General features: G+C 60.9%; 23 protein-coding genes. 7 read left to right on the top strand and 16 right to left on the bottom strand.

Annotation, left to right across the window (positions count from 1 at the left end):
- Positions 1-6 precede the first annotated feature (6 nt).
- Positions 7-432: a response regulator gene (locus AC1DZE_RS17405; RefSeq protein ID WP_477671634.1), complete on the bottom strand. Its 426-nt coding sequence runs from the start codon at positions 430-432 to the stop codon at positions 7-9.
- Between the two features lie 328 nt (positions 433-760).
- Between AC1DZE_RS17405 and AC1DZE_RS17400 the strand changes: the two genes are divergently transcribed.
- On the top strand, positions 761-1,030 hold the full coding sequence (locus tag AC1DZE_RS17400) for a hypothetical protein (RefSeq protein ID WP_477671635.1): 270 nt from the start codon (positions 761-763) through the stop codon (positions 1,028-1,030).
- A gap of 108 nt (positions 1,031-1,138) precedes the next feature.
- Complete coding sequence (katE, locus tag AC1DZE_RS17395; protein WP_477673323.1) at positions 1,139-3,313, top strand: catalase HPII; 2,175 nt, start codon at positions 1,139-1,141, stop codon at positions 3,311-3,313.
- A gap of 14 nt (positions 3,314-3,327) precedes the next feature.
- Here the strand turns inward: katE and AC1DZE_RS17390 are convergent, their stop codons facing one another.
- The 3 genes from AC1DZE_RS17390 to AC1DZE_RS17380 all read right to left on the bottom strand — a co-directional run bounded on the left by AC1DZE_RS17390 (position 3,328) and on the right by AC1DZE_RS17380 (position 8,512).
- Positions 3,328-5,898 (bottom strand): penicillin acylase family protein, encoded by a 2,571-nt coding sequence (locus AC1DZE_RS17390; RefSeq protein ID WP_477700381.1) that lies wholly within the window; start codon positions 5,896-5,898, stop codon positions 3,328-3,330.
- Positions 5,899-5,997: 99 nt separating this feature from the next.
- The gene (locus AC1DZE_RS17385) at positions 5,998-6,930 is read right to left on the bottom strand and encodes an FHA domain-containing protein (RefSeq protein WP_457282786.1); all 933 of its coding nucleotides are present in this window, start codon (positions 6,928-6,930) and stop codon (positions 5,998-6,000) included.
- 142 nt (positions 6,931-7,072) lie between these two features.
- Entirely contained in the window at positions 7,073-8,512 is a 1,440-nt protein-coding gene (locus AC1DZE_RS17380) for an aldehyde dehydrogenase family protein (protein ID WP_477700351.1), read from the bottom strand.
- 282 nt (positions 8,513-8,794) lie between these two features.
- Here AC1DZE_RS17380 and AC1DZE_RS17375 point away from each other — a divergent pair, with 282 nt between their 5' ends.
- Positions 8,795-9,136 (top strand): hypothetical protein, encoded by a 342-nt coding sequence (locus AC1DZE_RS17375; RefSeq protein WP_457282784.1) that lies wholly within the window; start codon positions 8,795-8,797, stop codon positions 9,134-9,136.
- Positions 9,137-9,294: 158 nt separating this feature from the next.
- Here the strand turns inward: AC1DZE_RS17375 and AC1DZE_RS17370 are convergent, their stop codons facing one another.
- Positions 9,295-10,239: an LD-carboxypeptidase gene (locus AC1DZE_RS17370; RefSeq protein WP_477673411.1), complete on the bottom strand. Its 945-nt coding sequence runs from the start codon at positions 10,237-10,239 to the stop codon at positions 9,295-9,297.
- 77 nt (positions 10,240-10,316) lie between these two features.
- On the opposite strand from AC1DZE_RS17370, the gene AC1DZE_RS17365 reads away from it, so the two are divergent.
- Complete coding sequence (locus AC1DZE_RS17365) at positions 10,317-10,925, top strand: trimeric intracellular cation channel family protein (RefSeq protein WP_477673410.1); 609 nt, start codon at positions 10,317-10,319, stop codon at positions 10,923-10,925.
- On the opposite strand, the gene tadA is transcribed toward AC1DZE_RS17365, so the two are convergent.
- The 6 genes from tadA to guaB form a co-directional block, all read right to left on the bottom strand.
- Positions 10,909-12,312, bottom strand: a complete 1,404-nt coding sequence (gene tadA, locus AC1DZE_RS17360) for a tRNA adenosine(34) deaminase TadA (protein WP_477673409.1) — start codon at positions 12,310-12,312, stop codon at positions 10,909-10,911. The genes AC1DZE_RS17365 and tadA overlap by 17 nt on opposite strands.
- Positions 12,313-12,376: 64 nt before the next feature.
- On the bottom strand, positions 12,377-12,604 hold the full coding sequence (locus AC1DZE_RS17355; RefSeq protein ID WP_477673408.1) for a hypothetical protein: 228 nt from the start codon (positions 12,602-12,604) through the stop codon (positions 12,377-12,379).
- A gap of 1 nt (position 12,605) precedes the next feature.
- Entirely contained in the window at positions 12,606-13,244 is a 639-nt protein-coding gene (locus tag AC1DZE_RS17350) for an FMN-binding negative transcriptional regulator (RefSeq protein ID WP_477673413.1), read from the bottom strand.
- An 80-nt stretch (positions 13,245-13,324) separates the two neighbouring features.
- Positions 13,325-13,909 carry a 2'-5' RNA ligase family protein gene (locus tag AC1DZE_RS17345; protein WP_477673407.1) on the bottom strand — a complete coding sequence of 195 codons (585 nt, stop codon included), beginning with the start codon at positions 13,907-13,909 and terminating at the stop codon, positions 13,325-13,327.
- Positions 13,910-13,929: 20 nt separating this feature from the next.
- The gene (guaA, locus tag AC1DZE_RS17340) at positions 13,930-15,549 is read right to left on the bottom strand and encodes a glutamine-hydrolyzing GMP synthase (protein ID WP_477671643.1); all 1,620 of its coding nucleotides are present in this window, start codon (positions 15,547-15,549) and stop codon (positions 13,930-13,932) included.
- Between the two features lie 71 nt (positions 15,550-15,620).
- Complete coding sequence (guaB, locus tag AC1DZE_RS17335; RefSeq protein ID WP_477649390.1) at positions 15,621-17,090, bottom strand: IMP dehydrogenase; 1,470 nt, start codon at positions 17,088-17,090, stop codon at positions 15,621-15,623.
- A 166-nt stretch (positions 17,091-17,256) separates the two neighbouring features.
- Between guaB and AC1DZE_RS17330 the strand changes: the two genes are divergently transcribed.
- Positions 17,257-17,796 carry a DUF4124 domain-containing protein gene (locus AC1DZE_RS17330; RefSeq protein WP_477671644.1) on the top strand — a complete coding sequence of 180 codons (540 nt, stop codon included), beginning with the start codon at positions 17,257-17,259 and terminating at the stop codon, positions 17,794-17,796.
- A 45-nt stretch (positions 17,797-17,841) separates the two neighbouring features.
- On the opposite strand, the gene AC1DZE_RS17325 is transcribed toward AC1DZE_RS17330, so the two are convergent.
- Positions 17,842-18,201: an RnfH family protein gene (locus AC1DZE_RS17325; protein WP_477671645.1), complete on the bottom strand. Its 360-nt coding sequence runs from the start codon at positions 18,199-18,201 to the stop codon at positions 17,842-17,844.
- Positions 18,188-18,634 carry a type II toxin-antitoxin system RatA family toxin gene (locus tag AC1DZE_RS17320; protein ID WP_457282773.1) on the bottom strand — a complete coding sequence of 149 codons (447 nt, stop codon included), beginning with the start codon at positions 18,632-18,634 and terminating at the stop codon, positions 18,188-18,190. Before AC1DZE_RS17320 ends, AC1DZE_RS17325 begins: the two co-directional genes overlap by 14 nt.
- A gap of 79 nt (positions 18,635-18,713) precedes the next feature.
- Between AC1DZE_RS17320 and smpB the strand changes: the two genes are divergently transcribed.
- Entirely contained in the window at positions 18,714-19,247 is a 534-nt protein-coding gene (gene smpB, locus AC1DZE_RS17315; RefSeq protein WP_457282772.1) for an SsrA-binding protein SmpB, read from the top strand.
- Between the two features lie 131 nt (positions 19,248-19,378).
- Positions 19,379-19,753, top strand: a complete 375-nt coding sequence (locus AC1DZE_RS17310; protein WP_477671646.1) for a COG4315 family predicted lipoprotein — start codon at positions 19,379-19,381, stop codon at positions 19,751-19,753.
- Between the two features lie 9 nt (positions 19,754-19,762).
- Here AC1DZE_RS17310 and AC1DZE_RS17305 read toward each other — a convergent pair whose 3' ends face one another.
- The 3 genes from AC1DZE_RS17305 to typA form a co-directional block, all read right to left on the bottom strand.
- Positions 19,763-20,878 (bottom strand): enoyl-CoA hydratase/isomerase family protein, encoded by a 1,116-nt coding sequence (locus AC1DZE_RS17305; protein ID WP_477674348.1) that lies wholly within the window; start codon positions 20,876-20,878, stop codon positions 19,763-19,765.
- Positions 20,875-21,750, bottom strand: a complete 876-nt coding sequence (locus AC1DZE_RS17300; RefSeq protein ID WP_477671648.1) for a DMT family transporter — start codon at positions 21,748-21,750, stop codon at positions 20,875-20,877. The genes AC1DZE_RS17305 and AC1DZE_RS17300 overlap by 4 nt, the downstream gene beginning before the upstream one ends.
- Positions 21,751-21,970: 220 nt before the next feature.
- Positions 21,971-23,797 carry a translational GTPase TypA gene (typA, locus tag AC1DZE_RS17295; RefSeq protein ID WP_477671649.1) on the bottom strand — a complete coding sequence of 609 codons (1,827 nt, stop codon included), beginning with the start codon at positions 23,795-23,797 and terminating at the stop codon, positions 21,971-21,973.
- Positions 23,798-23,828 lie beyond the last annotated feature (31 nt).

Genomic DNA, 23,828 nt, shown 5'->3' with positions numbered 1-23,828 from the left:
CCTCCTTCAGGCTCGCTGGAGCGCGGATTCGTCATTCGCAACCTGGTCCAGTTTTTGGCTTTGAGTCACGCAGTAAGCAAGCAGGCAGTCAATTTCAGTCGATTTATCAAATACCGCATCGACACCCAACTCCGCACAGCGCCTGCGCATCTCGGGTGTTGCGTAGTTACTGAATACCACTATTTTTTGAAGCGGCCTGCGGGCGCGGCAAGCCTGCAACACCCCGAGACCGCTTCCTTTCTTGAGAAAGAGGTCGACGATGGCCAGATCCCATTGCGCGTCATTGCGCGTCAACCACTCTGCCCCCTGCTCTTCAGTATCAGACGTGCCAACCGCTTCTACCGGAGCGAGTTCTTCCAGCGTACTGATCAGGTTTTCGCGGATGGTCGGGTTGTCCTCTACGACATAGGTTTTCATTTTTGGCAACGTCATCGGCGTATCCCCGTCTGTAACTGGGCCTGGATGTCTTTCATGGCTGCAAATTTAAGCGAAGCGTCTTCCGGTTTCTGCCGGAGGGACGAGCATGCCCGTGTAGGAGAAAAGGCCAGCGCGCCGCCAAGGCGCCTGAAACCTGACGTCTACATGAACACTTTGCACACGCTAAAACGGTAAGCCATGTCTTACGCAAGGAGAAGAAAGGCCTTACAGGGTGCACCGGCATCCGGCTACCGAATATGGATCTGCCGGCCCGTATGGTCTATGCACCAGACAACGACACCGGGACACAACCGGTGGAGCGCAAACCACACGGGGAATCACCATGAAACTGATGGGCGGACTTTTGGCAGGCATGGCAGCAGGATTGCTCACCGCCTGGCGAATTCATGCAAGCCCCCGGGATATCGACCTCGTCCATGCATTTCTCACCGCACTGGTCTGCGCAGCAAGCCTGTTTTTGTGTTCAATGCTGTTGCCCGATGGCCTTGCTGACGCATTTCAGGAACTCATGGGCTGGTGCCTGGCCGGCACCGTTGCCGCACTGGCACTGCTGGCCTGCGTGAAGGGGCTGGAAGGTTTGCTCGATACGTGACGGCCATATTGCGCCGGCCAAACCGCCGGCCCGCCTGCTACCAAAAGCCCCAGGCGCACCCTCCTTTCACCCGCCCCTGACGCCATCTTTTAAGAAGAAAGACTTTTCATGCCGCCATCCAAGCGCAACGCTATCAACCCTGGCCGAAATGCGGAAGGTGCAAAAGACAAAAAGTCGCAGCTTGAGGGGTTCTCCACCGGCCCGGCCGCGGCCCTGACCACCAACCAGGGCCTGCAGATTCCGGACAACCATAACTCGCTGAAGGCGGGCGTGCGTGGCCCTACCCTGCTGGAGGATTTCATCCTTCGCGAAAAAATCACCCATTTCGACCACGAACGCATTCCGGAACGCGCTGTCCATGCACGAGGCTCCGCTGCACATGGGTACTTCAAACCCTACAAGTCGATGGTCCAATACACCAGCGCCGCCTTTCTCCAGGACCCGGACGTGGAAACGCCGGTATTTGTGCGGTTTTCTACCGTGGCCGGCTCCAGGGGCTCGGCGGATACTGTGCGTGACGTGCGCGGGTTTGCCGTGAAGTTTTACACCTCCGAGGGAAATTACGACCTCGTCGGCAACAACATTCCCGTTTTCTTTATCCAGGATGCCATCAAGTTTCCGGACCTGATCCATGCAGTCAAGCCGGAGCCGCACCATGAAATGCCCCAGGCGGCCAGTGCCCACGACACCTTCTGGGATTTTGCTTCGCTGATGCCCGAAACCACACACATGCTGATGTGGGCCATGTCAGACCGCGCCATACCGCGCAGCCTCCGCATGATGGAGGGCTTCGGTGTCCATGCATTTCGTTTTATCAATGCCCGTGGCGATTCGCACTTTGTGAAGTTTCACTGGAAACCCAAGCTCGGCGTTCACGGACTGGCATGGGATGAAGCCCAGAAGATTGCCGGCAAAGACGCTGACTTTCACCGGCGCGACCTGTGGGAGGCCATCGAAAGCGGCAATTTTCCCGAATGGGAGCTGGGCGTTCAAATCGTGGACGAAGGCAAGGAGGACGAGCTGGGGTTCGACATCCTGGACCCGACCAAACTGATCCCGGAAGAACAGGTGCCCGTGCAGATCATCGGGAAGATGGTGTTGAACCGTAATCCCGACAATTTCTTTGCTGAAACCGAGCAGGTGGCATTCCACCCTGGCCACCTGGTGCCGGGCATCGATTTTTCCAATGACCCGCTGCTGCAGGGCCGCCTTTTTTCCTACACGGACACGCAGCTGTCACGCCTGGGCGGCGCCAATTTCCACGAGATTCCGATCAACCGCGCCGTCTGCCCGATGCACAACTTCCAGCGGGACGGCATGCACCGCCAGGCGATCAGCAAAGGACGGGTAGCGTATGAGCCCAATACGCTGGGCAATGGGACAGAGTTCAGGATCGATGGCGGAGCGCATGGCTTCCAGTCATACCCAGACCAGGTAGAGCCACCCAAAATCAGGCGCCGCAGCCCTTCATTCGACGACCATTTCTCCCAGGCGGCACTGTTCTGGAACAGCCAGAGCGCGGTGGAAAAAGACCATATCGTTGCGGCATTCCGGTTTGAGCTCTCCAAGGTGGAGGTCCCTGAAATCCGCCAGCGCATGGTGGACAACCTGGCCCATGTGGACCTGAAACTGGCAACCCGTGTGGCAACCCCGCTGGGCATCAATCCGCCGGATCCCAAGGCCGCATCCGGCAGGCTGGGTTTCCGGGACTACCGCATCACCAGCAAGATCGAGGAAGACCCGGCATTGCGCATGGTGGGCCGCACCGGCGGCAGCGTCAAGACACGCAAAGTGGCCATCCTGGTAGCGGACGGCGTCGAAGCCGCAGCCCTCAAGCGCATCCAGCAAGACCTCCTGGACGCTGGTGCGCTGTGCAAACTCGTCGCGCCACACCTCGGCACAGTCAGCACTTCGTCCGGCCGGCAGCTTGCGGTGGACCATACTTTCACGAATATGCCCTCCGTGATGTTCGACGCAGTGCTGATCCCCGGGGGAGGCGACAGCATAGGCACCCTGGCCGCCATGGGCGAAGCTGTGCATTTCGTGCTGGAGGCCTACAAGCATTGCAAAACGATTTGCGCCATCAACGACGGCGCCCAGCTGTTAAGCACCCTGGGTTTCAGTCTGGGCAAAGACCCGGAGCTGATCCACGTGCCGACGCCGGGAGTCCTGATAGCCGATGCACGCAAAGTGACTGAGGGGCAGGTTTCCCAAGACTTCATGACAGCCATCGCCCAGCATCGCCACTGGGACCGGCTGAATGTCGACGCCATCCCGGCGTGAGACTTCAAAGCCCTTCAGGGATTCAGCGTGAGCCGGTGCACGTAGGTTGACGGGTTCATCTGCAACGGCCGGTATTGCACTGCGGCCCAGCGCTCCTTCATGTCGCGATAGCGTCCGGAAAACACAAGGCCGCTTTGCCCCGTTTGGTAAATGAAGCGTGAGTTCTCCAGGTCTGCGAGGTCATACACGGCCCGCAAAGAAGCGGCCTGCCTGTTGGCGAAAGGCGTCGCGTCCCCGGTCGCCCAGTACTGCCCCACGTTGACGGTAAAGGTATCGCCACCGGTGGGAACGCGGACATCAAAGAACTGAGCGAGCCAGGGCACGTTGCCAAATGGCTTGTGGGCAGACAGCGCGAAGTGCGCCCTGCCCCAGCTCCAGGCCTCTACGTCGTTCCCATAGGCTGCCTGGAGGCGATCCAGCGCCCGGTTCAGCGCAGCAGCAGACTGCGCCGCACAACCAGCGGTGCCGCACCATCCGGTGTCGTTACGCTCGAGAATGTCTTCCAGCGTGCTCCTGAAATGGCGCTTGCCGTAAAGGGCCTTGAACGTGGGCTCACCCAGTTTTGCACCGATGGTGCCCCGTGTCAGCTCGTCTACCCAGGCGGCAAACACCAGAGGTTCCGCCTGGTCGGCGCGCATGGTCCCGTCAAATCCCGCCATCTTGCGGCGTACTGCTTCTGCCAACGGATGGGCGAAAGACTGCGACAGCGTTTCCTGCAGGAAAGGCAAGAGCCGCACCGTGGCCGCCGAGTACTGGTCACCCTGTATTTTTTGCATGGACTCCATGGTGTGCCTGGGTGTGGCAGCCAGCAACTGTTCAATGCGGTTGTAGCGGTAAGGCACGGTCCAGTCCTGCCCGATGAAGAAGGGATAAGCAGGTGGCGTAATGCGCTGGTTCGCCGTAGACCACCAGCCCTTGGCCTCAATCGCCGGATTGGCGGCCTCGGGCGTCTGCGCATAAGGCACCCAGCCTGCCCAGTCGTAGCGCGCCTCCCACCCGGGGGACGGCGCGGTCCCGAGGATGTCGTTATCGGGTTTTCGCAGCGGTACCTTGCCGACCGCCTTGAAACCGGTTTGGCCGAAGACATCCGCGGTCACGACGTTTTGCATGGGCGAGTGATAGGCCGAAAATGCCGCAAGCAACTCCTGGGCAGACTGTGCCCGGTTGGCGCGCAGGCCTGCCAGCACGGTCTGGTTGTCGGCATCCAGGGCACTCCAGCGCAACGCGATCACATATTTGCGGATATCAAGCAGGTCGGCGTGCGACTTCTGGACATCGCTGAGAACGGGGCCGTGGCGGCTTTCTCGCACATTGAGCACCACATCGGGTTGACCCTTCACCTTGATCGTCTCGCTACGAACCTTGAAGTCCTCCCAGGCCGTGTCGGCGTTTGCGCCGCCAGCATGGGGTACGCGGTACTGCTGCGCATTGGCAGGATTAATCTGCTCCAGGTACAAGTCCTGCACATCCGGGGCGGTGTTGGTGAAGCCCCAGGCCACCTTCCCGGTATGCCCCATCACCACAAAGGGCAAGCCAGGCAATGTCGCGCCAATCACGTCCAGCCCAGGCGCGCTCACGCCGTTGGCTGTCTTGCCTTCAGGTGCCTGCAGCCGCGCGAAATACCAGACCGCCGGCGCCGAAAGTCCCAGATGCGGATCGTTGGCGAGCAACGGCTTGCCGGTGCTGGTGTGAGAGCCCGCCACAACCCAGTTATTGGAACCTTTACCTCCCACGTCGCCGAGCGCCAAAGCCCAGTCGTTGATGTCAGAGGCCAGCGCAATGACGTTTAATGGCGAAGGTTTCTGATCAAACAGGCCTCCAGCCCTTGATTTACCAGCGCCAGCAGCTATCTTTTTCGTAGCATCCGGAAGATCAGACCGGTACACGCCCAAGCCCGCATACAGCTTGGCAAAGTCCACTTTCGAGGCAGGCTGTTCGCCTGGGTAAGGCGGAAACAACTGCTGGAGTTCTGCGGGCTTCAGCAGCCGGGCCGCCGACAGGCGCGCGAACTCGGTGCCCCAGTTGCCCCCCAGGTCCAGCGCCATCATCAGCGACCATGCGACGCTGTCAGTGGGAGACCAGGCTTTGCCGGAAAGGCCTCCGGGTTTGACGCCCACGATATGGAACTCGGGAGACAGCGCCTGCGAAGAGCCCTGATAAAAAGCATTGATACCATCGCTGTAGGCCTGCATCGCATCGCGCCCCTCGGCCGGCAGGTTCTGCCATTGGCGCTCGGCGGCCTGCACAACACCCAGGGTGCGCAGCAACCTGTCGGTTTCAAGTGTGGCCGGGCCAAACACCTCGGACAGTTCACCGTGCATGACCCGCCGGTTGAACTCAAGCTGCCAGCCACGCTCCTGTGCGTGGACATAACCTAGGGCAAACCAGGCGTCGTGGGGCGACTGAGCCTTGATGTGGGTGACATCCGCGGTGTCACGGGCAACCGATACGGAGCCACGCAAGCCCGTGGCCTGGAGTTCACCGTCGAGTGCCGGGAAGGTCCGGTAAATATAGAAACCCGCCACGGTGGCGGCGATCAGCAGCAACACCAGCAGCGCAGCAGAAATGCGTTTGAACCAGACCATCATGTTCCATCGGGTGATACGGATAGTGCAGCCAGGTGCCCATGGCGATGAGCAGTTGGCATTCCAGGCAGAACTGCGTCGGCCCCTGCCAGCAAGACGCTATTTTGTTTGAAGATGGACTTTGCCGTCAGCAAACTTGAAACTGACGGTAGGCACCGTGAAGTCTTCAAAGGGAGCGCCCAGAGCAATCTCACCCTCTTGCAGCAACACACATTCCTGCCGGCGCAATGCCACGACAGCTGCGCTGTCGGAAAATCGCACCCAAGTGCCGTAACTGCTGACATCTTCAAGGTAAAACTTGCCGGCACGCCATTCAATTCTGGCGTGCCTGCGGGAAACGCGCGGATCTTGAACCACAAATTGCGCGTCGTGGTCTCGTCCCAGGAAAATCGGCAGCTCACCCGAGGCGAACTCGGTATTGATGTCCAGCCAGCACAACTCGATCGACGCCAGAGCCAGGGGCTGCGGGGCCGAGTGCGCCGTCAGGCTGGAAGGTACGGTAAATGATTCGGTCATGACCTCTGCCTGCCATTCGATGCGGTGGACCAGGCAGGCTTCGGTGCGGCCACGAATGTCCATGGCGCCAAGATTTCGGGAGCGTACGAGTGTGTCGGCTGGCAGCTTTTCGATGACGGCTTCGGTCGCGAGTATCTGGTCCGGGCCCGACAGGTCACTCAACCGGGAGGCCACATTGACAGCGTCGCCGAAGCAGTCACCATCCTGCTCGACAATTTCTCCGCGGGCAACACCCAGCTGCAACCGCATCTTGAGGTGCTCGGGCCAGTTCCGGATACGGTCGCGGTGAACCCGCTGCAGTTCGGTTACGGCGTCAACGGCGTCCGCATTGTCTGGAAACACCACCAGCACACCGTCGCCGAGGTATTTCACAACGTGGCCGCGATAGGCCACGCTGACCTTGCCTATCCACTGCGTCAAACGTGTGATGGCCTGAGTTGCCTTGGCATTGCCCAGCGATTCAAAAACCCCGGTGCTTCCGGTGAGATCGGCAAAAACGACGGTGACTTCTGCCATACGGTCTATGTAACTGCTTGTAGCTATCTTGTGTAATTAAAACATAAGCATGATTACGACAAGAAGAAATTGCGCGTCGAGACCCGCAACTGTAACTAAATGTTTTAATCTTCCATCAATCGGCAGCGTTGAACCAAGCGGCTCAAGCCACGGCGGTTTTTAGCTGGATGGCCTTGAATTCCAGAAATTCTTCAAAACCATAAACGCCGTTTTCACGGCCATTACCCGATTGTTTGTAGCCACCAAACGGCGCCTGACCATTGAAAGGCCCGCCATTGATATCGACCTGCCCGGTGCGCAGGCGGCGCGCCACTTTCATGGCCCGTTCGTCTGTGCCGCCCCATACCGCCCCGCCAAGACCGTAAATGGTGCTATTGGCGATTGCCACAGCCTCGTCCTCATCGTTGTAGGAAATAACGACCAGGACCGGGCCGAAAATTTCTTCCTGTGCCAGCGTGTCAGTTGCCTTGATCCCCAGGATGGTGGGCTGAACAAAGTAGCCTTTGGCAAAGTCAGGCGCGCCGGCGCCACCGGCAATCACGTCCGCACCTTCTTCAATGCCGGTGCGGATGAAACCCAGGACACGGTCGCGCTGGGCTGCACTGACCAGCGGTCCGAGCTTGCTGGTTTCCTCCAGGCTGGGGCCAATACTGAATTTCGCGACAGCTGCCTGTGCGAGCGCCTTGGCTTCCTCATAACGCCCGGCCGGCACCAGCATGCGGGTATGGGCCGAACAGGTCTGGCCGCTGTTGAGCATGCAGGCCGACACGGTGCCTTTGACCGCAGCTTCGAAATTGGCATCGTCCAGGATGACGCTGGCCGACTTGCCGCCAAGCTCGAGCGCTACCCGCTTGACCGACTGGCTGGCCAGTTCGCTCACACGTTTGCCTGCCCGGGTAGAGCCGGTAAAGCTCAGCATATCGACTTCGGGATGCGTTGCCAGCACCTCGCCCACCACGGGGCCGACACCGTTGACCAGGTTGAACACGCCGGGCGGCAGGCCGGCCTCATGAATGATTTCAGCCAGGATCATGGCGTTGACCGGGGCGATTTCGCTGGGCTTGAGCACCACGGTGCAACCTGCCGCCATGGCGGGGGCGATCTTGAGTGTGATCTGGCTGAGCGGGAAATTCCAGGGCGTGATGCACCCCACGACACCGATCGGCTCGCGTACCACGAGCGAGTTGCCGACCTGCTTTTCCCATTCGAACTGGCGGGCCACCTTGGCAAAGTTTCCCCAGTGCCATGCGGGCCCTCCTACCTGGACGGCCCGGGCCATCTTCAGGGGCATGCCCACCTCGCGCGCAATGGCCACGGCCAGGTCTTCGGTGCGGGCCTTGATGCCGGCGGCCACTTTATCCAGGTAAGCAGCGCGCGTCTCGACGGACAACGCAGACCATCCGTCAAACGCAGCCCGGGCCGCCAATACCGCAGCTTCTGCCTCCCCGACGGTACCGGATGGCACGGTTGCCATCACCTCTTCGGTGCTGGAATCGTGGACAGGAAGGGTCTCCGAAGACTGGGCTTTAACCCATTGGCCGTTGATGTAATGCGCGGGATAGGCGGTCATTGTGGTGTTCATGTGGGGTCTGGCTGGGGCTGAAAAATTGAGCGAATGGTGGAAGGGTGACTTTTGTCTACAGCTGAAACTTAGTGTAAGTCTAAAGATTTAAACACTGTTCAATACCAGAATCGACTTGACATCTAGTTACTAACTCCTTGATTCATTTGTTGTTTTGCGTTAACCATTTCACACAAAACGTCTTGCAAATGAACCGCCGCAGTCTTAATCTAACAGAACAAACCGTTCCTCGGGAACGTGAACAAATACCCTACGGATGCCCGGTAGAAAGTTGTGAGACACATGCGCTGGTTAAAACCGAATCTGAAAAGCAGTTTCATGGCTTTGCTGGGCACTGGTGAAGTCACTGCTTCCGTTCTGGAAGACCGCACCGAAGAAATCCGCCAATTCATCCTGGATGAGCTTGGCGAGTTTGGTGAAAAGCACTACCCCAAGATCACGCGCCGCGTGCGCTACGCCCAGGATGTTCAAGGCCTGTGGTACACCCGCGGCGACATCATGGCGGTGCTTGCTGCCATGCATGGCGAAACAGTTGCCCGCGAAAAAGTCAGCCGTATCAGCGACAAATTCAAGGGCATGCTGCCACGCGGCCTCAGTTCCCGGTCCAGCCCCCTGACAACCTGACCTTCCAGCTTTCAGTTTTTTCGCTTTTTCCGCCTGTTTTTTCCGTTTTCTTCCTGGCCTCCAAGGCTATTTTTAAACCAGCTTCGTGCTGGTTTTTTTTTGCCCTGAACACCGCCACCGGCAGACAGGCTCAGCGGGGGCCGGCGTTTTAACGTCGGCTAGTGCTGATGGCCCCAGAGCAGGAAAGCATCCCGGTCTTCTACCACCAGGGTAGTTTTGCAGCCCACAGGCAGCAGGACCTTGGTTGGCACGTGGCCGAACGGCAGGCCGGTCAAGACGCGTGCCTTCACCTGACCCTGAAGCCAGGCAATGACGGTATCCAGCTTGAAGCCCTTGTCGTTCGGCGCCAGCTTGTAGTTGGTGAACTGGCCAAAAACGATCGCCTTCTGCTGCGCCAGAATGCCGGCTTGCAACAGCTGCGTGAGCATGCGCTCCACCCGATAAGGGTGTTCGCCGACATCCTCAACAAACAGGATGCCGCCTTTGACGGCCGGCAGATAAGGCGTTCCCACCAGCGCAGACAGGATGGCGAGGTTACCACCCCAGAATACCGCGTCTTTAATGGTGAATCCGGCTCCAGCCTTTTCACCACGGGCGGAAGCAGCTATTAAATTCATAGCAAACTTGGGCAGCTGCCAGCCGGTGCCTTCACCCTGCCCCGTGATCAGGTCGTCAAAGCAGGCTTCCATGATGTCGTCAGGTGCTTCCGCGCCAAAGTCGTCCAGCGAGGGGCCCGCCCAGGTCATCGCGCCGGTTTTGGCCAGCATGGCCATCTGAAAGGCCGTGAAGTCGCTCAGGCCCACAAAACGCGTGCCTCCGGCAGCAGCTTTGGCGACCGCCTTGTAGTTGATCTTCGGCAGGATGCGGGTGAGGCCGTAGCCGCCGCGGGAGATCAGGGCGATGTCGGCCCCACTGGCTGCCGCACGGTGAATAGAGGCAAGCCGGGTTTCGTCGTCGCCGGCAAAACGCTGATGCTGCGCCAGTGCATCGGTATCGATTTCAACTTCATGCCCCTGGGACTCGAGGCGCTTCACGCCACGCTTGAAAGCTGCTTTGTCGCGCACCGCGCTGGAAGGGGAATAGATGTAGATATGTTTTTTCACGGATGCAAGTATCCCATCCCGCGAAGACCTTCGCCCCTTCCCTGCCGCGGATAGCAGCAGGTATAAACGGGTCAACCATGTTCCTTTACCTGCTTGACCTCTTCGGCGTTGCCGTGTTTTCAGTGAGTGGCGCACTGGCGGCAGGACGCCTGCAGCTTGATTTGCTGGGCGTGCTGGTCCTGGCCTCGCTGACGGCCATCGGCGGAGGCACCCTGCGGGACTTGCTGATGAACCGGCACCCGGTGTTCTGGATGGCCAACCCCACCTACCTGCTGGTGATCTGCGCGGCGGCACTGGGCACAGTGCTGTATGTACAGCTCCTGCCGATTCCTGCGCAGGCCCTGCTGGTGGCCGATGCCTTCGGCCTGGCCCTGTTTGCCCTTTCAGGTGCGCAGCTGGCCGAGGCAGCGCGGCTGTCGCCCATCATCGTGGTGTTGATGGGCACCATGACCGGTGTGGCCGGCGGCGTGATGCGCGACATCTGCAGCAACCAGATCCCCCTGCTGCTGCGACAGGACATTTATGCCAGCGCGGCGATTGCCGGAATTGTGCTGTACCTGGCTCTGAAGACCTTGGGCCTGAGACCCTCCTGGGCGTTCGGCATTGGGCTGGTGGCCGTGGCGGCGCTGCGGCTGAGCGCCATCTTCCTGGGCTGGCATTTACCGGTCTTCAAGCTGGCGGACTGAAAAACCGCACTGCTTGCTGCGCAATCGGCTCACCGTGCTCTTGCACAAAGTGGCCGGCCCGCGGCAGCATCAAGGGCTCGCCGCAACCGCGGATCAGGGCTTGCAGCTCCTTCATGACGGGCGGGCCCAGCACCGGGTCCTGCGCACCCACCACCATCAAGGTCCGGCCGGTCCAGTCGTTGTGCCAGAAGGCGCGCGCCAGGCGTGAAATGGCGGCGCCGTCGGCATCAGGTGCATCCGGCACCATGGGCGGGAACGCGCGCAGCGCGGCGCGATGACCTTTGTCCGGAAACGGCGCGTTGTAGGCCGCGCACTCTGCGGGACTCATCTGCGGATTGCCACGCGCAAAAAGGCGCGCCACATCAAACCCGGGGTTCCTGGCGCACATCTCGCGCCAGGCCACAAAGCCTGCAGGCAAGGGAGCATCCCCGGTGCCCAGCATGGTGCTCATGACCAGCAGGCCTTTGTAGCGATGCGGCACGACCATCGGCAGCGTCAGGCCCAGCAAACCGCCCCAGTCCTGCACCACAAGCACGACGTTCTGCAGATCCAGTTTTTCTACCAACTCGAGCAGTATCTGGCGATGGGCGGTGAAGCTATGAAAGCTGTCCTTCTTGGGCTTGTCGCTTTTGCCAAACCCGACCATGTCCGGAGCTACAACGCGGTGCCCGGCCTGCAGCAGCGGCGGGATCATCTTGCGATAGAGGTAGCTCCAGGCCGGGTTGCCGTGCAGGCACAGAAAGGTCAGGCCGCCTCCCCCCACTTTGTTCTCACCGCCGCCTTCGTCGAGGTAATGCATGCGCAGCCCCTGCAGCGCCGGCAGGTCGCTCACATAACGGGGCGGCCAGGGATAGCCCGGCAGGGCATCAAACGCGGCGTCGGGCGTGCGCAATGCATCCTCGCGCAGCGGATGGGCCAGCCGCGATGCCTCGCGCTGCTCATCCCTGCGCCGGCGAAAGAACTCCTGCAGCAGTGCGCTGCATTCCGCAGCCAGCACCCCGCCCTGCAGTTGGGTCTGGTGGTTCAGCCGGGACTCGGCAAACAGGTCGATGACCGAACCGGCGGCGCCGGTCTTCGGGTCGGTCGCGCCAAACACCACGCGTTTGAGCCGGGCATGCAGCATGGCGCCGCTGCACATGGCGCAGGGTTCCAGCGTGACAAACAGTTCGCAATCGTCCAGCCTGTAGTTACCCAGCGCCTGAGCCGCCGCACGCAACGCCACGATCTCGGCGTGGGCCGTCGGGTCGTGCCCGTCCACCGGGGCGTTACGGCCTGTGGCAATGACCTCGCCACGCCGCACCACCACCGCGCCCACAGGCACTTCACCCGACGCGGCTGCCTGGCGGGCCTGCGCAAGCGCCTGCTGCATGAAGGAGATGTCATTCATTTGCTATTATTTTAATAGCTGCTTGCGCTCGTCCTGCAATGGCTACAGCCTTTTTCCTCTTAAATTACTTGTCGTCCTGCGACGGCCGGGGCTGCTGCATCAGGCTTTCCACGGACTGTTTGACCTGCTGCTGCACTTGCCGGCTTTGTTCTTGCGGCGTGGCGCCGCCAGAGACTGCGGGCACGCCAGCCGCCGGTGGGCTGGCCAGCTGGCTGCCCAACTGCTTCTTGACCAGGAACCCCACGATGGCCAACACGACCAACAGGCTCACGATGCTGAACATGGCGCGCATTTCAAGCCTCCGTTGATGTGTTGCTTGGGCCGGCAATGCCCAGGCGGGCCATCCAGTTGGCCAGACCGCGCTCGTTTTCGTTTCCGGCGGCGTACATGGCCTTCATCGCCGCGTGGGACTCGGGCCTGTGCTGGTTGATCTTGACCTTGCACTGAAGATCGGTCACCTGCAATTCAAAAGCCACAATGCCGGCCAGCATCTTGTGGGCAAACTCTTCGCCCAGACCACGCCATTGCTCGGCGTAAGGTGGCTCATGGTCGCCAATCAGCTTTTTAAGCAGGCGGTCTTTTGCCAGGGGATCTTCGATCAGCGTGGCCTGGACGGTGCAATGCACGGCCAGATAGTTCCAGGTCGGCACCCGCGCCAGGTCCGGGTAGACCTTGGGCGACAGGTAGGCGTGAGGCCCGAGAAACGTAGCCACGGCCTGCGGTCGTGTCTGCAGGTAGCGCCAGTGCGCATTGGGCTTGGCCACATGGCCCAGCAGCACCAGCTGATCGCCGCGATCTTCCAGATGCAGCGGCAAATGCGTGACATACGGAAGACCGGCCTCATCGACACTGATCAAGCTGGCAAAGGGGTGTTCCTGGATCAGCGCCGCAGCCTTTGCGCGGTCGCCTTTGAATTGGGGCGGCATGTACATGGCCTGAAGCATAGGCCAAAAACTGGATTTGGCGGCGGCTTGACCCGTCGGAAATTTCCCCGGAATCCGTTCCCGTGGGCTCAGGGGCGCAATGGCCAGCGGACCAGTGCAACGTGCAGCGTCTGGCCGATCAGGCTGCGCACAAGGACAAACTCGCCGGCCGTCCAGGTGATGGGCTCAACCGCTTGTTCGGCCACCGCGCGGTCGTCATAGAGCAAGGTGACATGGGGCGTGTAGGCCGGTTTCGCCCAGCGCCCCAGCCCAGCCTTGGTCATCTCAATGCCCAGCGCCCGCTGGAACGCCATCAGGTCGGCAAGGCCGGCGTCACCGCGCAGGACAAAAGGCCGGTTGCGCGGAGAACTGGCGAAACTCGTGGCCCGGTTAAAGGTGACAGAAAACGGTGCCGCCTCGACCGCTGCAGCGGCCCGGCTTGCCATCTCGACGACCCCCTGGGGCAGGCCGACGTAATCGCCCAGATGATGCAGCGTGATGTGAAAACGTTCGGTTTTCAGCGGCGTTCCATGCAGACCGTGTTCTGTGCGCAATTGCCGGGCACACTGCGCAATGCGCTCAGCGGTCTCAGCATCAGGAAAGAGCGCGAAAAACAGCCGGTCCGTCGGTGCCGGCGCATCGTCAAAGCCGGGTAAAGCGGATTGCCCGGGCATGGCTCAGGCCTCTACTCCAGTCATTCCCACTCAATCGTCGCTGGCGGCTTGCTGCTGACGTCATAGGTCACGCGGTTGATGCCCCGCACTTCGTTGATGATGCGGCCCGAGACCTTTTTGAGCAACGCGTAGGGCAACTCGGCCCAGTCGGCCGTCATGAAGTCGCTGGTTTGCACCGCGCGCAGGGCCACCACGTAGTCGTAAGTCCGGCCGTCGCCCATCACGCCCACGCTTTTGACTGGCAGGAAGACGGTGAAGGCCTGGCTGGTGAGGTCGTACCAGGTTTTACCCGTCGCGGCATCCTTGAAGTTGCGCAGCTCTTCGATGAAGATTGCGTCGGCACGGCGCAGCAGGTCTGCATATTCTTTCTTGACTTCGCCCAGGATGCGCACGCCCAAGCCGGGGCCGGGAAACGGATGGCGGTACACCATGTCGTGCGGCAACCCAAGCGCGACGCCCAGCTCGCGGACTTCGTCCTTGAACAACTCGCGCAAAGGTTCGAGCAGCTTGAGACCCAGTTGCTCAGGCAGGCCGCCGACGTTGTGATGGCTCTTGATGGTGACGGCTTTTTTGCTTTTGGCGCCGCCGGATTCGATCACGTCGGGGTAAATCGTGCCCTGGGCCAGCCATTTGGCGCCCTTGTGGCCGCCGGTGCCGGCCTTGAGTCGGGCCGCTTCGGCCTTGAACACCTCAACGAACTCGCGGCCGATGATCTTGCGCTTGGCTTCGGGTTCGCTGACGCCTGCCAGGTGGCCGAGGAACTGGTCGCTTGCATCGACACGGATCACGTTGGCGTGCAGCTTGCCGACAAACATCTCCATGACCATGTCGCCCTCGTTCAGGCGAAGCAGGCCATGGTCGACGAACACGCAGGTCAGCTGGTCGCCGATAGCGCGGTGGATCAGCGCCGCAGCCACTGAGGAGTCAACACCACCGGAGAGGCCCAGAATGACCTCTTCGTCGCCCACTTGCGCGCGAATTTTCTCGACCGCCTCGCTGATGTAATCGCCCATGACCCAGTCCTGGCGGGTGCCGCAAATATCGAGCACGAAGCGCTTGAGGATGGCGTTGCCCTGCTTGGTGTGGGTGACTTCGGGGTGGAACTGCACCGCGTAGAAACGGCGGTCTTCATCGGCCATGCCCGCAATGGGGCAGGAATCGGTGGAGGCCATGAGCTTGAAGCCCGGCGGCATTTCAGTGACCTTGTCGCCGTGGCTCATCCAGACATCGAGCATGCCCTGGCCTTCGGGCGTGGTGTAGTCGGCAATGTCTTTGAGCAGCGCCGTGTGGCCGCGGGCGCGCACGTCGGCGGAGCCGAATTCGCGCTTGTGGCCGCCTTCGACCTTACCGCCCAACTGGTGCGCCATGGCTTGCATGCCGTAGCAGATGCCCAGCACCGGCAAGCCCAACTCAAACACCGCTTGCGGTGCCTTATCGGTGGTTTCTTCGTAAATGCTGGCATGGCTGCCTGACAGGATGATGCCCTTGAGCGTGCCATCTTTGGCGTATTCGCGGACCCAGTCATCGCTGACGTCGCAGGGGTGGACTTCGCAGAACACGTGAGCATCGCGCACGCGGCGGGCAATCAGCTGGGTGACCTGGGAGCCGAAATCAAGAATGAGTATTTTCTGGTGCTGCATGAGGGTGTTACTCCAAGGCAAAAAAAGAAAAAGGCGTCTGGTTCATCAGACGCCTCAGGCCGCTTTCAGGCTCAATCAGCCCGGTAGTTCGGCGCTTCCTTGGTAATCTGCACGTCGTGGACATGGCTTTCACGGATGCCTGCAGAAGTGATTTCCACGAACTCGGCCTTGTCACGCATGTCCTCGATGGTGGGACAACCGCAGTAGCCCATGCTGGCCCGCAGGCCGCCGGCCATCTGGAACACGATGGCGACCATGGAGCCTTTGTAGGGGACGCGGCCTTCAATGCCTTCGGGGACCAGCTTGTCGGCGTTCGGGTTGCCGGTGCTTGACTCCTGGAAGTAGCGGTCGGCGCTGCCTTGCTGCATGGCGCCTATGCTGCCCATGCCGCGGTAGCTCTTGTAGCTGCGGCCCTGGAACAGGATCACTTCACCCGGGGCTTCTTCAGTGCCGGCGAACATGCCGCCCATCATCACCGTGTTGGCGCCGGCCGCGATGGCCTTGGCGATGTCGCCGCTGTAGCGGATGCCGCCGTCGCCGATCAGCGGAACGCCGGTGCCGCGCAAAGCCGTGGCGACGTTGTCGATGGCCATGATCTGCGGCACGCCCACACCAGCAACGATGCGGGTGGTGCAAATGCTGCCGGGGCCGATGCCGACCTTGACGCCGTCAGCGCCGGCTTCCACCAGCGCCAGTGCCGCGGCGCCGGTGGCGATGTTGCCGCCAATCACATCAACTTGGGGATAGTTCTGCTTGACCCAGCGCACCCGGTCGAGCACGCCTTTGCTGTGGCCGTGGGCGGTGTCCACCACAATGGCGTCGACGCCGGCTTTGACCAGCGCCTCGACGCGTTCTTCGGTGCCCTCACCCACCCCGACAGCGGCACCCACGCGCAGCTTGCCGTGCAAGTCACGCGCGGCATTCGGAAAGGTGGTCTGTTTGGTGATGTCCTTGACGGTGATCAGGCCCTTGAGCTCGAAATCGTCGTTAATCAGCAGCACACGTTCGAGGCGGTGTTTGTTCAACAAGGCCTTGGCGTCGGCCAATGAAGCGGTTTCAGAAATGGTGATCAGGCGCTCGCGCGGTGTCATGATGGTGCTGACCGGCACATCCATGCGGGATTCGAAGCGCATGTCGCGCCCGGTGACGATGCCGACGACCTTGCCCCCATCAATCACGGGAAAGCCGGAAATGCCGAGTTGCTCGCTGAGCGCCATGACCTGGCGCACGGTATGCGTGGGGGTGATGACCACCGGGTCGCGCAGCACGCCGCTTTCGTAACGCTTGACCTTTGCAACCTCGGCTGCCTGCTGCTGGGGCGTCAGGTTTTTGTGAACAATGCCGATGCCGCCTTCCTGCGCAATGGCAATGGCCAGCCGGGCTTCGGTGACCGTGTCCATGGCTGCCGACACAAGCGGCAGGTTCAGGCGGATATTTCGGGAGAACTGGGTGGAAAGTGAAGTGTCCTTGGGCAGGACCTGGGAGAACGCTGGCACCAACAATACGTCGTCGAAGGTGAGCGCTTTGCCGAGTAGGCGCATAGGGATGGCTCCAAAAATACGATTGTACCCTTGTCGTCACACGCCGTCGGTACTTACCCCTAGCAGCCCTTCACAGCCTTCGTCCCTGTCTGCCAAGTGGTTGTAAAAAAGCCGCTTTACCCGCCGGCCACACGAAAACCGGACAGCACAGCGCTACACTCACGAAATGCACTTCCAATCCGTTTTTCGCCCCCTCCTGCTGGCGCTCGCCTGCGGGTCATTTTCGCTGACAGCGTTCGCCCAATGGCAGTGGATCGATAAAGACGGGCGCAAGGTCTATAGCGACCGTTCGCCGCCCGCCGACATTCTGGAAAAAAACATCCTGAAGCGACCAGGTGGCATGGCGCGAACGGCAGCAGCCGCTGATCCCGCTCCCAGCGCAGCCGATCCGGCTGCCCCGGCAGCGTCTGCGCCAGCAGGTAAAGCCAGCGCGCCCAGACTGTTGTCCGGCAAGGACAAGGACCTTGAGGCCAAGAAGAAGCAGGCTGAGACAGAAGAAGCCGCCAAGAAGAAGGCCGAAGAAGAGAAAATAGCCAAAGCCAAGGCCGAAAATTGTGACAATGCAAAGCGCAACATGGCGACATTGCAATCGGGCGTACGCATCACTGCCGTCAATGGCAAAGGTGAACGGGAAGGTATGGACGATACGAAGCGCGCAGCCGAAGTCAAGCGCGTCCAGGAAGCCATTGATAGCAGCTGCAAATAACAAACAGCTTCTGCGGTGTTCGCCAAACATCGCTGGCGGCCACGGCTAGTATCCGGCTTTCGCCCCCGCTCTTTTTTTAGCGAACAGCCCCGCGCTTTTGGCGCCCTGCCGGCTGAAACGTTCGCGGCGCGCAACCTTTGGATCCACCCGAAGACCGCGGTAGACCTCAACCCTGTCATGGTCATGCAGCGCATGCCCCAAGGTGGTTTTACGGCCCCAGATACCGACGACCGGGCGGCCGCCCTGCTGCAACTCCGGGAATTCATCCAAAACCCCGGCCGCAGCAAGCGCCTGCGCCACCGTTGTGCCCGCTGCCAGCTCCAGCGCCCACTCGCGAACCTGCCGCGGCGCCGCTGAATAGACCAAGGTGACTTTGAGCGGCGCGCCGCCCTCAGGCTTCGCCATAGACGTCTTCAGCCCTTTTGACAAAGGCATCCACCAGGCTTCCCGCTATTTTTTCGAAAACGGGACCGACCAGTGCCGCCAGCGCGGCGTTGTCAAAGTCATAACGCAGCGTGAAGTCCACCTTGCAGGCTCTTTCATCGGCCTTGCCGACAGGCGTGAAATCCCAGTGGCCGTCGAGCTTTGAAAACGGGCCATCGACCAGTTTCAGGCTGACTTTCCGGTTTTTTTCGTGTGTATTGCGGGTAGTGAAGCTTTGCGTCAGCCCGGCCAACGAGATGCCGACCTTCGCTGTCATGCCGCGCGCATCTTCCTCCAGCACAGCGGCCTGGTCACACCAAGGGAGAAACTCGGGATACCTTGCGACATCAGTGACCAGCCCAAACATTTCGGCGGCGCTGTACCAGATTAAAACGGACTTGTGAACGGTTTTCATACAATCGAGGGCTGGGCGCAATTGTATTAGCCACTTCGCGGGCTCTGTACTTTTCAGATTTCGCCCTTACCTTTTATCCATGGCCACCAAAGAAGCATCCTCCTCCAAAAAAACGGCCGCAACGCCCTCTGCCAATCTCTCACCCAAGGCAGCGGCGGCCGCCGTGCGCATTGCCGACAATAAAAAAGCGCTTTTCAATTACCAGATTGAAGAGCGCTTTGAGGCGGGCATGGTGCTCGAAGGCTGGGAAGTGAAATCCCTGCGCGAAGGCAAGGTCCAGCTCACCGACGGCTATGTCGTCATTCGCAATGGCGAACTCTTCATCATCGGCTGCCAGATCAACCCGCTGGGCACGGCGTCTACCCACGTGCGCCCTGACTCGGTGCGCACCAAGAAGCTGTTGATGCACAAGGAAGAAATCCGCCGCCTGATCGGCAAGGTCGAGCAAAAGGGTTTCACCCTGGTGCCGCTGAACATGCACTGGAAAGCCGGCAAGGTGAAATGCGAGATCGGCCTGGCCAAGGGCAAGGGCGAACATGACAAGCGCGACACTATCAAGGACCGCGAAGGCAAGCGCGAGGTTGAGCGCGCGATGAAGTCGCGCAATCGCTAGGGCTTGCTCCAAAACGCGGCATCCGCCGCTTGCCCTTCTCCGGAAATCGTGGAAGTATGTTTCGAGTAAGCCCGGATTTGCCGGTGTTTATGCTTGTGCAGCCATCCGCTGTTATTCACCGGAGCTTTTCCATGAAATTCCTGACGACCGCCTTGTTGACCGCCGCCCTGCTGGGCGGCTGCGCTTCCACGACATCAAAACATCCCGCTACCGTCGCCGATGGCGTGCTGGTCGGGCCCAACGGCATGACGCTTTACACCTTCGACCGCGACACCGCCGGTAGCGGCAAGTCGGTCTGCAATAGCCAATGCGCGGCCAACTGGCCGCCCCTGGTGCCCACTGCGACAGCCCAGCCGCTGGGCGACTACACCATCATCACCCGTGATGATGGCAGCCGGCAGTGGGCGATAAAGGGCAAGCCGCTGTACTACTGGGTCAAGGACGCCAAGCCCGGGGACAAGACCGGCGACAACGTCATGAATGCCTGGCACGTCGCCCGTCCCTGAGCAAACGACTCAGAGCTCGCGCAGCGGGTGTTCGTCCGCTGTCCAGGGGCTGACAAAAAAAGCATCGGCCATGCCGGGCTTCACGTCTTCGATGCGCGCGGGCATCCACTGCGGCTTGTAGTCCTTGTCAACGGCCAGCGCACGTATGCCTTCGACGGTTTCGCTGGCCGCGCCCGGGCGCAGGTGAAAGCATTGGTACACCATGTCACGCTCCATGCGCAGGTCGTCGGCCAGTGTCATGGTGCGGGCACGGCGGATCTGCTCCAGTGTCACATGCAGCATCAGCGGCGAACGCTTGCGCAAGGTGGCGGCCGTCTTCAGCGCCCAGGGGTCGGTTGAAGCTTCCAGCGCATCCACGATGTGCTTGACCCTCGGCAAGGAAAAGTAGGCATCAAAATGGCCGGTAGCCAACAGAGGACGGGCGCAACCAGCTATCAATTCAGTAGCAATCCACTGCTCGGCCTCAGCGGCTGAAGCGAAAGTCCGGCTGCCCAGGGCGTCCCAAAGCGCCGGCAGGCGGGCGGCATCCAGCTTCACGTCGGCCAGGCCGTAGCCGATGGCGTCGTCCGCGCCAATCACATCACCCGTGAGTGCCAGGTACTCGCCGGCGTGGCCCGGGCAGCGGCTCAGGAAGTAGCCGCCGCCTACGTCCGGAAACAGGCCAATGTTTGTTTCCGGCATGGCCATCTTGGTGTGCTCGGTGACGATGCGCACCTTGGCGCCCTGGCTGATTCCCATACCGCCGCCCATGACCACGCCGTCCATAAAGGCGATGTAGGGCTTTGGATAGTTGTGAATCAGGTGGTTGAGGGCATATTCCTCGGTGAAGAAGTCCTCCAGCGCAGAATCGCCCGCGAAAACCGCCTGGTGGAAGAAGCGGATGTCGCCCCCCGCGCAAAAACCGCCGAAGAGGCTTTCGGGCGTGCCGGGCTGGCCCTTCTTGTTGGTGCCGCGTACCGCCACCACATGAACCTCAGGGTCGTCACGCCAGGCCAGCAAGGCGGCGGACAGGTCCCGGATCATGGCCAGCGACAGCGCATTGAGCGCCTTGGGGCGGTTCAGGGTGATGAGCCCGGCGCTGCCGCGCCGCTCGACCAGCACATCGTTTCTGCTGACGGTATTCATGCCCGCTGCCTCCATCCAACCAGTTCATTGACCACCAGCGCACCTATCACCAGCGCGCCGCCGGTCAGCACACTCGGGCCAGGTACTTCACCCGCGCCAAACCAGGCCAGCAAAATACCAAAAATCACTTCCAACAGCGCCAGCAGGGCGACTTCCGGCGCCTTGAGAACGCCGGCACACATCACCGACAGCACGCACGGGATGGCCAACTGAACCAGACCCAGCAAGGCCAGCAGGCCGACGTCATGTGGCGTGGCGGAAAACGGGAACGACAAGGGCAAGGTGGCCAACGTTGAGATCACCGCCCCCACCAGCACGGCAGGCACCAGGTCGATGTTCTTGCCGTGGGCACGGCTGTGCTGCACCACGGTCCAGTTGCTGGCGCTCGCCAGCGGCACCATCAAGGCGACCAGCGTTCCGCCCAGGTGACTGGAAAGGTCCATCTGCCCGCCGTACATCCAGGCAATACCGGCACCCGCCATGGCAATCGCCAGCCAGGTGCGGCCCGGAATACGGTGGCCGATAAACGCGCGCGCCAGCAAAGCCGTGATGAAAGGGCTGACCGCCATCGTCACCAGCACATTGGCCACCGTGGTGAGCGTCAGCGCCACCATGAAAGCCGTGAACATCACGCTCCAGCAGAAACCGGAAATCCAGAGCGCCGAGCCACCGTTGCGGATTTTGGTGAACACCGCCCTGCCCTGCCACAGCGGCAAGATCACCAGCAAAGAGACCACCGTGAAAAAGCTGCGCCAGAACGTGACCTCAAAACTGCGTGCCGACTCCAGGTGACGCGTGACCACACCCGCAATCGACCACATCAGGGTCACGAAAATCATCAGGACGACAGCTTTGGAATGCGTGAGTTTCATAGGCGTGCAATCAATTCAGGCTGTTATACGAATATAAAAAGTCAAAAAGGCCGCTGGAGCTTGCACACACAGCGGCCTGATTTCAAGCGATTCACCCCGCTGCCCGGCGAGTCCCTGTCTCATACCAGCAGGGGCCGCGGAACCGGCTTTGCCGGGCCGCAGGCGCAACGGCCCCCTCGGGGGGCAGCGCATTACACGAAGTGAAAAGCGTGGGGGCTCTTCAAGACCTGCCTGCGCGCTTGCGATCGCTCTCTTTGAGGTGGCGCTTGCGCAGGCGGACGGACTTGGGCGTGATTTCAACCAGCTCGTCGTCCTCGATGAACTCGACCCCGTATTCGAGCGTGAGCTCGATAGGCGGCGTGATCTTGATCGCGTCTTCCTTGCCGCTGACGCGGAAGTTGGTCAGCTGCTTGGTACGCGTGGCGTTAACGACGAGGTCGTTGTCGCGGCTGTGGATGCCGACGATCATGCCTTCATACACCGGGTCATTGGCGCGCACAAACATGCGGCCGCGGTCGTCCAGCTTGCCCAGGGCGTAGGTGAAGATTTCACCGTCGTCCATGGAGATCAGCACGCCGTTTTTACGGCCGCCGATTTCGCCCTTGTGCGCTTCGTAGCTGTCGAAGATGTTGGAAATCAGGCCGGAACCACGGGTCAAGTTCAGGAACTCGTTGGTAAAGCCGATCAGGCCACGCGCCGGGATGCGGTACTCAAGGCGCACGCGGCCACGGCCGTCCGGCTCCATGTTCACCAGCTCGCCCTTGCGCTCGCCCAGCGCCTGCATCACGCCGCCCTGGTGCTGGTCTTCGATGTCGGCGGTGACCAGCTCGATAGGCTCGTGCTTTTCACCGTTGACTTCCTTCATCACGACACGCGGCTTGGACACGGCCATTTCGAAACCTTCGCGGCGCATGTTTTCCAGCAGGATGGTCAGGTGCAACTCGCCCCGGCCCATGACTTCAAAGATACCTTCTTCGTCGGTTTCGCTGACGCGCAGGGCCACGTTGTGCTGCAGTTCCTTTTGCAGGCGGTCCCAGATCTGGCGGCTGGTGACGTACTTGCCTTCGCGGCCGGCCAGCGGGCTGGTGTTGACGCAGAAGTTCATGGTCAGGGTCGGTTCATCAACCTTGAGCATGGGCAGCGGCGCGGGGTTGGTCGGGTCCGTGATCGTCACGCCGATACCGATGTCGGTAATGCCGTTGATCAGCACGATTTCGCCCGGGCCGGCTTCTGTGGCCTGCACGCGTTCGAGGCCCTGGAAGGTCAGCACCTGGTTGACGCGGCCTTTGACGGCCTTGCCGTCCGGGCCTTCCATGACCACCACGTCCATCATGGGCCTGATCGTGCCCTGGCTGATGCGGCCGACGCCGATGCGGCCGACGAAGGTCGAAAAGTCGAGAGCGGAAATCTGCAGCTGCAGCGGCGCGGCAGGGTCGCCCTTTTGCGCAGGCACATGCTTCAGGATGGTGTTGAAGAGCGCCGACATGTCGGGGCCCCACTGCTCGTTCGGCGGGCCTTCTTCGAGCGAGGACCATCCGTTGATGCCGGAGGCGTACACCACCGGGAAATCGAGCTGCTCGTCGGTGGCGCCCAGCTTGTCGAACAGGTCGAAAGCGGCGTTGATGACCTTGTCGGGATTGGCGCCCGGTTTGTCGACCTTGTTGACCACCACGATAGGCTTGAGGCCCAGGGCCAGGGCCTTCTTGGTCACAAAACGCGTCTGGGGCATGGGGCCTTCCTGCGCATCGATCAGCAGCACCACACCGTCGACCATGGACAGCGCGCGCTCCACTTCACCGCCGAAGTCGGCGTGGCCCGGGGTGTCGACGATGTTGATGTGCGTGCCTTCCCAGGTCACGGCGCAGTTCTTGGCCAGGATGGTGATGCCGCGTTCTTTTTCGATGGCGTTGTTGTCCATCACGGTGTCGACCACTTTTTCGTGCTCGGCAAAGGTGCCGGACTGACGCAGCAGCTGGTCAACCATGGTGGTTTTGCCATGGTCAACGTGGGCGATGATGGCGATATTGCGGATTTGGTTATGGCTCATGGTTGGCTTTCAGGAAGACTCGAAACGGTAC

The sequence above is a fragment of the Polaromonas sp. P1_F1 genome, from assembly GCF_056405795.1.
The sequence above is the reverse complement of the archived record's forward strand: the minus strand, read 5'-3'. Positions and strand labels throughout refer to the sequence as shown.

Excerpts from the sequence above, each read along its gene's own strand:
- AC1DZE_RS17405 (WP_477671634.1), bottom strand. The coding sequence starts at position 432 with ATGACGTTGCCAAAAATGAAAACCTATGTCGTAGAGGACAACCCGACC.
- AC1DZE_RS17400 (WP_477671635.1), top strand. The coding sequence starts at position 761 with ATGAAACTGATGGGCGGACTTTTGGCAGGCATGGCAGCAGGATTGCTC.
- katE (WP_477673323.1), top strand. The coding sequence starts at position 1,139 with ATGCCGCCATCCAAGCGCAACGCTATCAACCCTGGCCGAAATGCGGAA.
- AC1DZE_RS17390 (WP_477700381.1), bottom strand. The coding sequence starts at position 5,898 with ATGGTCTGGTTCAAACGCATTTCTGCTGCGCTGCTGGTGTTGCTGCTG.
- AC1DZE_RS17385 (WP_457282786.1), bottom strand. The coding sequence starts at position 6,930 with ATGGCAGAAGTCACCGTCGTTTTTGCCGATCTCACCGGAAGCACCGGG.
- AC1DZE_RS17380 (WP_477700351.1), bottom strand. The coding sequence starts at position 8,512 with ATGAACACCACAATGACCGCCTATCCCGCGCATTACATCAACGGCCAA.
- AC1DZE_RS17375 (WP_457282784.1), top strand. The coding sequence starts at position 8,795 with ATGCGCTGGTTAAAACCGAATCTGAAAAGCAGTTTCATGGCTTTGCTG.
- AC1DZE_RS17365 (WP_477673410.1), top strand. The coding sequence starts at position 10,317 with ATGTTCCTTTACCTGCTTGACCTCTTCGGCGTTGCCGTGTTTTCAGTG.
- tadA (WP_477673409.1), bottom strand. The coding sequence starts at position 12,312 with ATGAATGACATCTCCTTCATGCAGCAGGCGCTTGCGCAGGCCCGCCAG.
- AC1DZE_RS17355 (WP_477673408.1), bottom strand. The coding sequence starts at position 12,604 with ATGCGCGCCATGTTCAGCATCGTGAGCCTGTTGGTCGTGTTGGCCATC.
- AC1DZE_RS17350 (WP_477673413.1), bottom strand. The coding sequence starts at position 13,244 with ATGTACATGCCGCCCCAATTCAAAGGCGACCGCGCAAAGGCTGCGGCG.
- AC1DZE_RS17345 (WP_477673407.1), bottom strand. The coding sequence starts at position 13,909 with ATGCCCGGGCAATCCGCTTTACCCGGCTTTGACGATGCGCCGGCACCG.
- guaA (WP_477671643.1), bottom strand. The coding sequence starts at position 15,549 with ATGCAGCACCAGAAAATACTCATTCTTGATTTCGGCTCCCAGGTCACC.
- guaB (WP_477649390.1), bottom strand. The coding sequence starts at position 17,090 with ATGCGCCTACTCGGCAAAGCGCTCACCTTCGACGACGTATTGTTGGTG.
- AC1DZE_RS17330 (WP_477671644.1), top strand. The coding sequence starts at position 17,257 with ATGCACTTCCAATCCGTTTTTCGCCCCCTCCTGCTGGCGCTCGCCTGC.
- AC1DZE_RS17325 (WP_477671645.1), bottom strand. The coding sequence starts at position 18,201 with ATGGCGAAGCCTGAGGGCGGCGCGCCGCTCAAAGTCACCTTGGTCTAT.
- AC1DZE_RS17320 (WP_457282773.1), bottom strand. The coding sequence starts at position 18,634 with ATGAAAACCGTTCACAAGTCCGTTTTAATCTGGTACAGCGCCGCCGAA.
- smpB (WP_457282772.1), top strand. The coding sequence starts at position 18,714 with ATGGCCACCAAAGAAGCATCCTCCTCCAAAAAAACGGCCGCAACGCCC.
- AC1DZE_RS17310 (WP_477671646.1), top strand. The coding sequence starts at position 19,379 with ATGAAATTCCTGACGACCGCCTTGTTGACCGCCGCCCTGCTGGGCGGC.
- AC1DZE_RS17305 (WP_477674348.1), bottom strand. The coding sequence starts at position 20,878 with ATGAATACCGTCAGCAGAAACGATGTGCTGGTCGAGCGGCGCGGCAGC.
- AC1DZE_RS17300 (WP_477671648.1), bottom strand. The coding sequence starts at position 21,750 with ATGAAACTCACGCATTCCAAAGCTGTCGTCCTGATGATTTTCGTGACC.
- typA (WP_477671649.1), bottom strand. The coding sequence starts at position 23,797 with ATGAGCCATAACCAAATCCGCAATATCGCCATCATCGCCCACGTTGAC.